The organism is Lentzea kentuckyensis, from assembly GCF_002150765.1.
GTDB classification, from domain to species: domain Bacteria; phylum Actinomycetota; class Actinomycetes; order Mycobacteriales; family Pseudonocardiaceae; genus Lentzea; species Lentzea kentuckyensis.
This window is the reverse complement of sequence record NZ_MUYM01000093.1, coordinates 1-13670: the sequence shown is the minus strand read 5'-3', so window position 1 is coordinate 13670 and position 13670 is coordinate 1. Positions and strand designations below refer to the sequence as shown.

Here is a 13670-nt window from a genome sequence, read left to right as displayed (position 1 = left end):
GCAGGTCCAGGCAACCCGACAAAGCATTGCTAGAGTTGATCAGTGGCCGTGCTGGAGATCTCCGATCTGGTGGCGGAGTGGGATGTGCGCACCGGCGAGCGCGTTCCGGTCCGCAGATCGGAAGTGGTCGCCCAGCTGCGCGCGGCCGGTGACCGGCGGGCCGCCCGAATCGTGCAGCGCATGCCCGTGACCGGTGAGTTCCTGGATCCCCTTGCGGTGGACCAACTTCTGATCCGGGTGCACACCGAACTGCAGCGGCTCAACGAAGAACTGCACATGGCACAACGGTTCGCCGAGTTGCTGGTGCCGATGCTCGCCGCCATCAGGGCGAGCGGAAGCCGCCTGCGCGTGGTGGACATCGGCTGCGGGCTGGGGTTCATGGTGCGGAGCCTCGCCGCCTCCGGTGTGCTGGGGCCGCACGTCGAGTTGGTGGGCGTGGACTTCAACCGCGCGCTGGTGACCGAGGCGACCAGGCTGGCCGACGAGGAGAACCTCCCGTGCACGTTCGTCTGCGCGGACGCGTTCGCGCTGGACGAGGACGCCACCGTCTACCTGTCCAGTGGCGTGCTGCACCACTTCGCGGCCGCCAAGCTGCCCGACTTCTTCCGCGCGCAGGACCGCGCCGGCACACTGGCGTTCATCCACTACGACATCGCCGCGACCCGGCTGGCCCCGCTGGGCGCCTGGCTGTTCCACCGCGCCAGGATGCGAGAACCGCTCGGCCGCCACGACGGTGTCGCGTCCGCACTGCGCGCGCACGGGGACACGGAGGTGCTGTCCGCCGCCGCGGCGGCCGCGGGCATGGACACGTTCCTGTTCGAACCGTTCAGGCACACCAATCCGTTCTGCGCGGCGATGAGAGCCGTCGTCGGCATCCGTCCGGCGTTGGCCGCCGATTTCCGTCGTGCCCTGGGACGCCGGGCACGAGGGTTGGTCGCGGGCTGATGGTCACGATGGTCCCGGTCGTGCTGGGCCTGCTCGCGCTCGTCGACGCCGGTTTCGCGGGCTTTCGGGCCGCGGCCGGCCGCAACGCCCGGATCCGCAAACGCTCCTACCATCTGCTGGCGGCCCGCAGAGGTTTTGTGGGCGGGGCGATCGGTCTCGGCCTGGTGGCACTGTTGATCGTGGCGACACTGGGCTACTCGGCAGATCCAGGCGCTCGCTACGACGAACTGGTCCGTGCGGGCACGCGCATGCTCCAGGTGCTGGCGCCGTTCGCGGCGCTCGTGGTGGCATCGCTGCTGGCGTACTGGCTGTTGCCGATGCGTGAGAGCACGTTCGTGATCCTGGTCGGTCTCGGCCCGTTCACCCTGATCCGGCCCGCGGTCGTGCTCGGCGCCACGGTGTGGTCGGTGGCGGGGTCGGTCGACTGGCTTGTGTGGGCGGTCGCGATCGGGGCCGCGGTCAGCGTGCTGGCCGTCGAGGCGGTCGTCCATCGCCGCTGGTACCGAGCTCCGGTGTGACCGTGTGATCGCAGCCCAGGTTTCGCTGTCTGCCGCTACTTCTGGGCTGTCGCCGCGATGAGCGTCGAGGAGAGGTAGGAGTGCGCGGGATCGGTCGGGATGAAGAGCGTTTCGATGCCGCTCAACTGACGGTTCGTCTGCGCCATCGGCAATTCGTGCTCCAGGTCGCCCGGGGTGCGCACGCCCCGCACGATCACGCCGATGCCTGCCTCTCGGCAGTAGTCGACCAGTAGCCGGCCGGCGCTGGAGTCCACGGTGACGTTCGCCAGGTCGCTGGTCATGTCGGCCAGCAGGGCCAGTCGATCGGCGAGAGGGAGCCGGCCGGACTTCCGCGGGTTGGTCAGGACGCACATGACGACCTCGTCGAACATTTCCGCGGCTCGGCGGGCCACGGCGAGGTGTCCCTGCGTGACCGGGTCGAAGGAGCCAGGGAAGACAACGCGCATGGCCTGCATGCTAACGATCGGCCAAGACGCACCAGCCCGCGTTCCGACGTAGAGTCCGGGAAAGGTGAGCCGCTTCGAGACGGGACAGGCGTAGATGACCGACGAATCCGTGCTGGGCCGCATTAACGAGCTGGTCGACGAGGAGCACAAGCTGCGCGAACGCGTCGTGGCCGGCGAGATCTCCTCCGCAGAGGAGAAGGATCGGCTGCGGGCCCTGGAAGAAGCTCTCGACCAGTGCTGGGACCTGCTGCGGCGGCGACGCGCGGCCAGGTCGCAGGACGAGGACGCGGACGACGTCCCTGCCCGTTCCGTCGGTGAGGTCGAGGGCTACCTGCAGTAGCCGTTCGCCAGCTTTTCACGTGCGCCACTGGGATATTTCCCAGTGGCGCATTTGTTTTGGCCCGGCCTGCGCGAACGCCGATCGGTGTGGCGCGGCGGAGTGAGCTGGACCCCGTCGCCCTAGGGGTTGCTTAGGGGGATCGACGGCCGGGATCGCAGGACAGGCTTGGACGCACCGAGACTCGACGGAGGTGTGCGTCCATGTTGCGTGCCGAGCTGATCCGGCCGTTGCCCGAACTGCTCAGGGCGCACGCCGCGCACTTCGGTGACAAGGTCGCGTTCTCCGACCCGTGGCGCGCGGTCACCTACGCGGAACTGGAGCTGCGCACGCGGCGGCTCGCTGGTCACCTCGGCCGTCTGGTGCCGCGCGGGGGCCGGGTGGTGATCCTGCTCGGCAACCGGGTCGAGGTGATCGAGAGCTACCTGGCGATCACGCGGGCGAGCGCGGTCGGTGTGCCGCTGAACCCGGATTCCTCCGTTGCCGAGCTGGCGCATTTCCTGACGGACAGCGGTGCTTCGGTCGTGATCACCGACGCGGCGCACGTGGATCGGTTGCGCGGCCTGGACGTCCGCTCGCTCGTCGTGGTCGGCGAGTCGGTTCCTGCTGACGCGCTGTCGTTCTCCGCGCTGGCCGCCGGCGGTTCGGCGCCGGCTCGCGACGATCTCGGCTTGGACGAGCACGCGTGGATGCTCTACACGTCCGGCACCACCGGGAAACCCAAGGGCGTGCTGTCGACCCAGCGCAGCTGTCTGTGGTCGGTGGCGGCCTGTTATGCGCCGATCTACGGGCTTTCGTCGTCGGACGTCCTGTTGTGGCCGGCGCCGTTGTTCCACAGCTTCGCGCACGGGTTGTGCGTGCTGGGAGTGACCGCTGTCGGTGCTACCGCACGGATTCAGAGCGGGTTCTCCGCCGAGGGCGTGCTCGCCGAGTTGCGTCCGGACGTCACGTTCCTGGCCGGCGTTCCGGCGATGTACCACCAGCTCGTGCGCACCGGCGGCACCGCTTCGGCGTTGCGGGTCTGCCTCACCGCCGGCTCGGTCTGCCCCGCCTCGCTGTGTGCGGACTTCGAGGCGGCCTTCGGTGTTCCGCTGCTCGACGCCTACGGCAGCACCGAGACGTGCGGCATGATCGCCGCGAACTGGCCGGCCGGTCTGCGCGTTCCGGGTTCCTGCGGCCTGCCGGTGCCGGGCGTGAGCGTGCGTCTCGTGGATTCCGCTGGTGCCGACGTCCCGTGCGGTGCCGAGGGCGAGGTGTGGGTCAGCGGCCCGAACCTGATGGCCGGCTACCACGGCCTGCCTTCCGTGCTGGCCGACGGCTGGTACCACACCGGCGACCTGGCCCGCCGCGATGCGCAGGGATACCTGACGATCACCGGGCGTACCAAGGAACTCATCATCCGCGGCGGCGAGAACATCCATCCCGGCGAGATCGAACGCGTGCTGCTGCGGCTCCCCGGCGTTCTCGACGCAGCCGTGGCGGGCAGGCCTGACGAGGTGCTCGGCGAGGTGCCCATCGCGTATGTGGTGCCTGGTCCCGATTTCGACCCGGCTGCCGTGCTCGCCGGGTGCCGCTCGCAGCTCTCGGCCGCCAGGGTTCCGTCCGAGCTGCGTTCGACGTCCGTTGTTCCGCGAACGCCGTCCGGCAAGATCTTCCGCCATCGTCTTGCCGCGCAACCTTCCCAGCTGCGCGCCTCGCTCCGGCCGCTCTACGGCGTCGAGTGGGTTCCTGTCGCCGCCGCGGGACAGAGTTTCGATCTCACAGCCGTCCACAGTGGAGCCTCGGGCCTGGATTCCTGGCTGGCTTCGGATCCCGCGTCTTCCGCTCGGTTCGTGATCGTGACGCATCGGGCGGTCGCGGTGAACGACACCGAGGGTGTTCTGGCTCTGGAGCACGCTCACCTGTGGGGACTGGCGTCACGTGATCGCGTCGTGCTGGTCGACGTCGACACGGATTCCGTTGACCTGCAGTCCGTTGTCGCGTGCGGGGAGTCGCAACTCGCCGTGCGGGACGGCGTCGTGCTCACACCTCGCCTCACCAGGTTGCCCGCGGTGCACGAGCCGCTGGGACCTGTCGCCGTCCTCGGGTCCGGCCCGATCGCGGACGAGCTTCGTTCGCACGTTGACGTCTGCTCCCCGGAATCCGCCGCCCTGATCGTGCACACCTCGCCACTTGCCGCTGACCTCACCGTTTCCGCTCCACTGGTGCTGTGCTGGCCTGCCTCCGATCCCGGGCTGGGTGCCTTCTGCGACGCGGCGGCCCGACACCGCCGTGCACAGGGCTTGCCCGCGGTGTCGCTGGAGTGGGGCGATGGCGCCCTCTCCGTGCTCGATGCGCTCGACTCGTCGCACGCCTGCCAACGCGTCTCCGCGCCCGTCTTCGAGCCTGCCGGTGTGCCGTTGCGTGATCGCCTGGCCCCGTTGCCGGCCGCCGAGCGGGACGGTGTGCTGCTCGACCTCGTTCAGTCCGCCGCTGCTCGCGTCTGCGGCTCCACGGTTTCGACCTCCGTTCCGTTCGGCGAGCTCGGCCTGAGCTCTGCCGGCGCTGTGGAGCTGCGCAACGACCTGGTCGCGTCGACAGGCTTGCCGCTCGCTCCGACCTGCGCGTTCGACCACCCGACCTGCGTCGCTCTGGCCGCTCATCTGCGGGAGCTGCTGTTCGGTTCGGCTCCGGCTGTCGTCGCCCAGGTGGCCTCGGACGAGCCGATCGCGATCGTGGGCATGGCGTGCCGCTATCCGGGCGGCGTGCGTTCACCCGAAGACCTGTGGCGTCTGGTGGCTGCCGAGGTCGACGCGATCGGTTCCTTCCCTGACGATCGCGGCTGGGACGTCGACGCCGGTCACGGGGGTTTCCTGCACGACGCGGGGGAGTTCGACGCCGACTTCTTCGGCATCTCCCCGCGCGAGGCCCTCTCGCTGGACCCGCAACAACGCCTGCTGCTGGAGGTCTCGTGGGAGGCCTTCGAACACGCGGGCATCGACGCGTTGTCGTTGCGCGGCAGTCAAACTGGCGTCTTCGCGGGCGCGATGTACCACGACTACGGCTCCGGCGTCGGCACCGCGGCCAGCGTCATCTCGGGCCGCGTCGCCTACACGTTCGGCTTCGAGGGCCCCGCCATCACCGTCGACACGGCCTGTTCCTCGTCTCTGGTCGCCCTGCACCTGGCCGCCCAGTCGCTGCGCGGCGGTGAATGCACGCTCGCCCTGGCGGGCGGAGTGACCGTGATGTCCACCCCCGCCACGTTCATCGAGTTCGCGCGACAGGGCGCCCTGTCCCCGGACGGCCGCTGCAAGGCCTTCGCCGCGTCCGCCGACGGCACCGGCTGGTCCGAGGGCGTCGGCGTGGTGCTGCTGGAGCGCTTGTCTGACGCCCGCCTCAGCGGCCACCAGGTGCTCGCCGTGCTGCGCGGCTCCGCGATCAACTCCGACGGCGCCTCGAACGGCCTGACCGCCCCTCGCTCACCGGCGCAACAACGCGTGATCCGCGCGGCCCTGGCTTCGGCCGGCCTGGCTCCTGGTGATGTCGACGCCGTCGAGGCGCACGGCACCGGCACGGTCCTGGGCGACCCGATCGAGGCGCACGCGCTGCTCGCCGTGTACGGCCAGCGGGTGGATCCGGTGTGGCTGGGGTCTTTGAAGTCCAACATCGGCCACACGCAGGCGGCGGCGGGCGTGGGCGGCGTGATCAAAATGGTCCAGGCGATGCGACACGGCCTGCTGCCGCGCACGCTGCACGTCGACGCGCCGAATCCGCACGTCGACTGGTCTTCTGGCTCGGTCGAACTGCTGACGTCCGCACGGCTGTGGCCCTCGCTGGACCGTCCGCGCCGGGCTGCCGTGTCGTCGTTCGGTATTTCCGGGACGAACGCGCACGTGATCTTGGAGGCCGTGGAGGGGGGCGCGGACGGCGCGGCGAGCCAGGTGTCGCGGCTGGTGCCGTGGCTGGTGTCGGCCAAGACCGAGGCGGCGCTGCGGGACCAGACGCAGAAGCTGCTCGCGTTCGTGGACAGCCACGAACTCGATCCCGCGGATGTCGCCGCCACGCTCGCGACCCGTTCGGCGTTCCCGCACCGCGCGGCGTTCCACGGCCACACCGAGATCGCGTCCGGCACAGCGGACCACCCGGAGGTCGTCTTCGTCTTCCCCGGCCAGGGCTCGCAGTGGACGGGCATGGGCGCGCAACTCCTCGACGAGTCCCCGGCGTTCGCCTCCCGCATGGCCGAATGCGCGCGGGCACTGCGGTCGCACGTGGACTGGGACCTGTTCGAAACGCTCCGGGACCCTGCCGCCCTGGAACGCGTCGAAGTCGTCCAGCCCGCACTCTGGGCGGTGATGGTGTCGCTGGCCCATCTGTGGCAGACCTGCGGCGTGACACCGACGGCCGTCGTCGGCCACTCACAAGGAGAGATCGCGGCCGCGGTCGTGGCTGGAGCCCTGTCCATCGAGGACGGAGCGCGGGTGGTGGCGTTGCGCGCCAAGCTGATCGCCAGGCTCGCCGGCCGAGGCGGGATGATGGTCGTCGACAGGCTGCCCGAACACCTCGACCCGCGACTGTCCGTGGCGGCGATCAACGGGCCCGAGTCGTTCGTCCTGTCCGGCGACCTCGAAGCGCTCGACACCGTGCAGGGCAAGCGGATTCCGGTCGACTTCGCCTCGCACTCCGCCCACGTCGAGGAAATCCGCGACGAACTGCTGGCCGCCCTCGCCGGCATCGAGCCCCGCGAACCGGCGATCCCGTTCCTCTCCACCTGCGGCGGCGGCGCGCCGGACGCTGAGTACTGGTACCGCAACCTGCGCGAAACGGTCCAGTACGACCAGGTCGTCCGCGAGCTGGACGACAGGATCCTTCTCGAAGTCAGCCCGCATCCGGTGCTGTTGACCGGTTTCGGCACGCTCCGCCGCGACGACGGTGGCCAGGACCGCTTCCTCACTTCGGCCGCACAGCTGTGGGTGCGGGGTGTGGAAGTCGACTGGCCGTTCCACGGTCATCACGTCGACCTCCCGACCTACGCGTTCCAGCACCAGCGGTACTGGAAGGAGCCGGACGGCCTTTCGTTGCTGGGTGCGCCGGTCGAACTCGCCGATACCGCCACCACGATCTTCACCACGCACCTGTCGCGGCGAACGTGGCTCGTCGACCACGCGGTGTCGGGCACGGTTCTGTTGCCCGGCACGGCTTTCGTCGAGATGGTGCTGGCCGCGGGCAGCCACGTGGGCATGTCGGCGATCGATGAGCTGATCATCGGGGCGCCGCTGGTCCTGCCGGAACGCGGCAGCGTCGAAGTGCAGGTATCGGTGGCGCAGGACCGCACGTTCACCGTGCACAGCCGAGGCGAGCAGTGGCGCCGGCACGCGGGCGGCACTCTGACCGCCGCCGGCTCCACGCCGTTCGACCTGCACGAATGGCCCCCGGTGAACGCCACCGCGATCGACCTCGACGGCGTCTACGACACGTTGGCCGCGGAGGGGTACGAGTACGGCCCGGAGTTCCAGGGCCTGACCGCGTTGTGGCGGCGGGGCGACGAGCTGTTCGCCGAGGCGCACCTGCCGGGCGATCCCGCCGAGTTCGTTCTGCACCCCGCCCTGTTCGACGCCGCGCTGCACCCCATCGCGCTGGCTTGGGGAGAAACGCGGCCAGGGCAAGCACTTCTGCCGTTCTCGTGGAACGGCATCGAGCTGTTCGCGACTGGCGCGACCGCCCTGCGCGTCCGGCTGACCCGCAACGGTGACAGCATCGCGATCCAGCTGGCCGACAGCGCGGGACTGCCGGTCGCGGCCGTGAAGTCCCTGACCCTGCGGCCGATGCTGCTCAACGACTCCCTGTACCGGGTCGAATGGGCGCCCATCGCGTTGCCGCACGTCACCGAGATGCCGGACGACGTCGTCGTGGTGTCGCCGCGGAACGTACACGAGGCCCTGGAACAGCTGCGGCACTGGATCGGCGAGGACACCCGGCTCGTCGTGCACACCCGCGGCGCTTTCGGCTCCGACCTCGACGGCGCCGCGGTGTGGGGACTGGTGCGTTCGGCGCAGTCGGAACATCCGGGCCGGATCGTCCTCGTCGACGGCGACGCGGCGTTGCCCGCGGCGATCGCGTCCGGTGAACCGCAACTGATGGTGCGCGACGGTCAGGCTCACGTCCCGCGGTTGACGCATGTTCAACCGTCCACTGCAGACAGTTTGCTCGGGCGAGGCACGGTCCTGATCACCGGCGGCACCGGTGCTTTGGGCAGCTTGATTGCTCGGCATCTCGTTGCCGCGCACGGTGTTCAACGGCTGGTGTTGGTGAGTAGGAGGGGAGTTGCCCCTGAGCTGGAAGCCGAACTCCGCGGGCACGTCACGATCGCCGCTTGCGATGTCGCCAACCGTGCCGAACTGGCGACCCTGCTCGAAGGCATTCCCGATCTTTCGGCCGTGATCCACGCCGCGGGCGTGCTGGACGACGGCGTGATCACCTCGCTGGCGCCCGAACGCCTCGACACCGTGCTGCGCCCCAAAATCACCGCGGCGATGAACCTGCACGAGCTCGTGCCGTCCGTGCCGTTGGTGTTGTTCTCGTCGGTGGCGGGCGTGTTCGGCAGTCCAGGCCAGGGCAACTACGCGGCGGCCAACGCCTTCCTGGACGCCCTCGCGCGGCACCGCCATGCACGCGGACTCCCCGGCGTGTCCATCGCGTGGGGCCTGTGGGAGCGAACGAGCAAGCTGACCGCCCATCTCGCCGACGCCGGCGCTCACGACAAGACCGTCGCGATGTCCGACGAGACCGGACTCGCCCTATTCGACGCGGCCCTGCGCGCTTCCGAACCCGCGCTGGTCGCGGCACAACTCTCCACGAACCCGTTGCGCCGCAAGCGATTTCCGGTTCTTCCCGCGCGGGACCTGCTGGACCTGGTGCGCGCCAGCACCGCCGCGGTCCTCGGCCACGCCCCGACCGCCGTGGAGCCGACCCGCCGCTTCGCCGAGCTCGGGTTCGACTCCCTGACCGCCGTCGAACTCCGCAATCGCCTGTCCGCCGCCACCAACCTCCGCCTGCCCGCGACGCTCGTCTTCGACCACCCGACTCCGCAGGCCCTCGCCGACCACCTTTCCGAGGAACTGCGCGGCTCACGCCCTCCGGCCACCACTGCCTCGGTTCGTTCGGACGAGCCGATCGCGATCGTGGGCATGGCCTGCCGCTATCCGGGCGGTGTCAGTTCGCCAGAGGACCTGTGGGACCTGGTGCTGAACGAGGTCGACGCCATCGGCGAGTTCCCGGCCGACCGCGGCTGGGACGCCGTGTACGACCCGGACCCGGATCGTCCCGGCAAGTCGTCGACCCGGCACGGCGGCTTCCTGTACGACGCGGGGGAGTTCGACGCCGAGTTCTTCGGGCTGGCGCCCCGCGAGGCACTCGCGATGGACCCGCAGCAACGCCTGCTGCTCGAGGTCTCCTGGGAGGTGCTCGAACGCGCCGGCATCGACCCGTTGTCGTTGCGCGGCAGCCAAACCGGCGTGTTCACCGGCGTCATGTACCACGACTACGCCTCCCGGCTCGACTCGATCCCCGAGGACGTCGAGCCCTACCTGGGCCTCGGCACGGCGGGCAGCGTCGCCTCCGGCCGCGTCGCCTACTCGCTGGGCCTCGAAGGCCCGGCCGTCACGGTCGACACGGCCTGTTCTTCGTCTTTGGTGGCACTGCACTGGGCCGCGCAGGCGCTGCGAAACGGCGAGTGCTCGCTCGCGCTGGCCGGCGGTGTCGCGGTGATGGCGACGCCCGCCACGTTCGTCGAGTTCAGCCGCCAGCGCGGGTTGTCGCCGGACGGGCGGTGCAAGGCTTTCGCGGCGTCGGCCGACGGCACCGGGTGGTCGGAGGGCGTTGGCGTGCTCCTGGTCGAGCGCCTCTCTGATGCGCAGCGCAACGGTCACCGCGTACTCGCCGTGGTGCGGGGTTCCGCGGTGAACTCCGACGGCGCGTCGAACGGCCTCACCGCGCCCAACGGTCCGTCGCAGCAGCGCGTGATCCAGCGGGCTCTTGCGGTGGCCGGTCTGTCCGCTGCTGATGTCGATCTCGTCGAGGGGCACGGCACGGGGACGGTTCTGGGGGATCCGATCGAGGCGCAGGCGTTGATCGCGGTGTACGGGCAGCGGGTGGATCCGGTGTGGCTGGGATCTTTGAAGTCGAACATCGGTCACGCTCAAGCTGCCGCGGGCGTTGGCGGTGTGATCAAGGCGGTCATGGCGATGCGACACGGGGTGTTGCCGCGAACCTTGCACGTCGACACGCCTTCGCCGCACGTGGATTGGTCTTCGGGGTCGGTGGAGTTGTTGACGTCGGCACGGCCTTGGCCGGAGGTGGATCGTCCGCGTCGGGCTGCGGTGTCGTCTTTCGGGGTGTCGGGCACGAACGCGCACGTGATCTTGGAGGTTGGCCCGGTTTCGGCTGGCCAGGAATTGTCAGACCTGCCTGAGATGATTGGAGTGGGGACCCGATCCCCCCAGGGGGCCTGCCAATCCGAATCGATTCCGAGGGGTCGGTCGGCGTTCCCGACCGTGGGCACGGGCGACGCGGATGGCAGCTCGGCCAGCATGGTGCCGTTGGTCGTGTCGGCGAGGAGCGCGGACGCGTTGCGGGCGCAGGCGGTCCGGCTGCTGGAGTGTTCGGACGGGCGGCTGGACCTCGGGTACTCGCTCGTCACCACGCGGGCGGCGCTGGAACACCGGGCCGTGGTCATCGGGGACGGGCTGGAGGCGCTCGCTGACGGCAGGGTGAGCCCGCACGTCGTGGAGGGCATCGCGGTGGCAGGGCGCCGGGTGGCGTTCCTGTTCAGCGGGCAGGGCAGCCAGCGGCCGGGCATGGGGCGCGAGTTGTACGAGGCGTTTCCGGTGTTCGCCAAGGCGTTCGACGACGTCTGCGCGCATCTGGGAGACGGGCTGCGCGAGGTGGTATTCGGCGGAGGGTCGCTCCACCGGACCGCGGATGCGCAGTCCGCGCTGTTCGCCGTCGAGGTCGCGTTGTTCCGGCTGGTGGAGGCGTTCGGGGTGCGGCCGGACTTCCTCGCGGGGCACTCGATCGGTGAGCTGGCGGCGGCGCACGTCGCTGGGGTGCTCTCACTCGAAGACGCGGCAAAGCTCGTCGCGGCGCGCGGCAAGTTGATGCAGGCGTTGCCCGCGGGCGGCGCGATGGTGGCGATCCAGGCGAGCGAGCGGGAGATCGTGCCGTTGCTGTCCGGCCGGGTCGACATCGCGGCCGTGAACGGGCCGGAGGCGGTCGTGATCTCCGGTGACGAGGACGAGGTGCTCGCGATCGCCGCGCGGTTCGGGAAGTCGAAACGCATCGACGTCAGTCACGCCTTCCACTCGCCGCTCGTCGAACCGGTTCTCGACGAGTTCCGGCGCGTCGCGGAAGGCCTGACCTATCGAGAGCCGTCGATCCCTCTGGTGGCCGGGCAGATCAGCTCGCCTGAGTACTGGGTGAAGCACGTGCGCCGCACCGTGCGCTTCGGAGACGCCATGCGGACTCTGGCGGACGAAGGCGTCACAGCGTTTTTGGAACTAGGTCCGCGCGGCGTGCTCACGGCACTGGCCGCGGACAACCTGTCCTCTGCGGAAGGATGTGTGTTCAGCGCCTCCCTGCGCGATGAGCAGGAACCGGCCGGGTTCCTGACGGCACTGGCTGAGTTGTACGTGCGGGGCGTTCCGGTGGAATGGGAACGGCTCTTCGACGGAACGGACGCGCGGCGCGTCGATCTGCCGACCTATGCCTTCCAGCGCAAGCGGTACTGGCTGGACGGTTCAGCACCAACGCCCGTGGTGAGCGCACCAGAACGTGACCTGCTCGACGTCGTGCGCGCGCACGCGGCGGTGGTGCTGGGTCATGAGGGCCCTGATGCCGTTGACCCCGCACGGGCGTTCAGCGAGTGCGGATTCGACTCGCTGATGGCGGTGCAGCTGCGCAACCGGCTGTCGGCGGCCACCGGCATGACCTTGCCTGCCACGTTGCTGTTCGACTACCCGACGCCGCGGGCGCTGGCGGAGCATTTGCGCGGCGGACACAGGGATTCTGTCGCGGTGGCGCGTGCTGACGAGCCGATCGCGATCGTCGGGATGGCATGCCGGTATCCGGGCGGGGTCGCGTCGCCTGACGACCTGTGGCGCCTGGTGGCTTCGGAGGTCGACGCGATCAGTGGCCCGCCGGTGGATCGTGGCTGGGACTTTGCGAAGTCGTACGTTCGCGAGGGTGGTTTCCTGCACGATGCGGCGGAGTTCGACGCCGAGTTCTTCGGCATCAACCCTCGCGAGGCGCTCGCGATGGACCCGCAGCAGCGCCTGTTGCTGGAGGTGTCGTGGGAGGCCGTCGAACGTGCCGGCATCGACCCGTTGTCGTTGCGTGGCAGCCAAACAGGCGTGTTCACCGGTGTCGTCTACCACGACTACGCGTCACGGCTGTATGACCGCGCACCCGACGATGTCATGGGCTATCTCGGGACGGGCGGCGCGGCCAGCGTTGCTTCTGGGCGTGTGGCTTACACGTTCGGGTTCGAGGGACCGGCTATCACGGTCGACACGGCCTGTTCCTCTTCTTTGGTGGCACTGCACTGGGCGGCGCAGGCGTTGCGCAACGGCGAGTGCTCGCTCGCCCTCGTCGGCGGTGCGACGGTGATGCCGACTCCGATGGCGTTCGTCGAGTTCAGCAAGCAGCGCGCGCTCGCTCCTGATGGACGGTGCAAGCCGTTCGCGGCTTCTGCCGATGGCACCGCATGGGCAGAAGGCGTGGGTGTGTTGTTGGTGGAGCGGCTCTCCGATGCCCAACGCAACGGACACGAAGTGCTCGCTCTCGTGCGTGGGTCGGCGGTGAATCAGGACGGCGCGTCGAACGGCCTGACAGCGCCCAACGGCCCGTCGCAGCAGCGGGTGATCCGTGCGGCATTGGCTGCGGCGGGGTTGTCCGTTGCCGATGTTGACGTAGTTGAGGCGCACGGCACCGGCACCGCGTTGGGCGACCCGATCGAGGCGCAGGCGCTGATGGCGACTTACGGGCAGCGGCCGGATCCGGTGTGGCTGGGGTCGCTGAAGTCGAACATCGGTCACTCGCAGGCCGCGGCGGGCGTGGGCGGCGTGATCAAGATGGTGCAGGCGATGCGGCATGGTCTGTTGCCGACGTCGTTGCACGTGGACTCGCCGACGCCGCACGTGGACTGGTCTGCGGGTGCGGTCGAGTTGCTGACGGAGGCCCGGCCGTGGCCAGCCGGGAATGCGCCGCGCCGTGCGGCGGTGTCGTCGTTCGGGATGAGCGGTACGAACGCGCACGTGATCTTGGAGGCGGGCCCGGTTTCGGCTGGCCAGGAATTGTCAGACCTGCCTGAGATGATTGGAGTGGGGACCCGATCCCCCCAGGGGGCCCTCCAGTCGGGATCGATTCCGAAGGCCGGGGGCGCGGACGGAGCGG

5 protein-coding genes are annotated in these 13670 nt (G+C 69.7%); 4 read left to right on the top strand and 1 reads right to left on the bottom strand.

Annotation, left to right across the window (positions count from 1 at the left end; all coding sequences use genetic code 11):
* The first annotated feature begins 42 nt into the window (after positions 1-42).
* A complete protein-coding gene (locus tag B0F77_RS35905; protein ID WP_086667493.1) occupies positions 43-945 on the top strand; it encodes a class I SAM-dependent methyltransferase in 903 nt (300 codons plus the stop codon).
* Complete coding sequence (locus B0F77_RS35900; RefSeq protein WP_086667492.1) at positions 945-1463, top strand: oxidoreductase; 519 nt, start codon at positions 945-947, stop codon at positions 1461-1463. Before B0F77_RS35905 ends, B0F77_RS35900 begins: the two co-directional genes overlap by 1 nt.
* 35 nt (positions 1464-1498) lie before the next feature.
* Here the strand turns inward: B0F77_RS35900 and coaD are convergent, their stop codons facing one another.
* The gene (gene coaD, locus B0F77_RS35895; protein ID WP_086667494.1) at positions 1499-1909 is read right to left on the bottom strand and encodes a pantetheine-phosphate adenylyltransferase; all 411 of its coding nucleotides are present in this window, start codon (positions 1907-1909) and stop codon (positions 1499-1501) included.
* A 94-nt stretch (positions 1910-2003) separates the two neighbouring features.
* Between coaD and B0F77_RS35890 the strand changes: the two genes are divergently transcribed.
* The gene (locus tag B0F77_RS35890) at positions 2004-2249 is read left to right on the top strand and encodes a DUF2630 family protein (RefSeq protein ID WP_086667491.1); all 246 of its coding nucleotides are present in this window, start codon (positions 2004-2006) and stop codon (positions 2247-2249) included.
* Positions 2250-2449: 200 nt separating this feature from the next.
* Positions 2450-13670, top strand: an 11221-nt coding sequence (locus B0F77_RS35885) for a type I polyketide synthase (RefSeq protein ID WP_086667490.1), incomplete at its 3' end; no start/stop codon positions are given.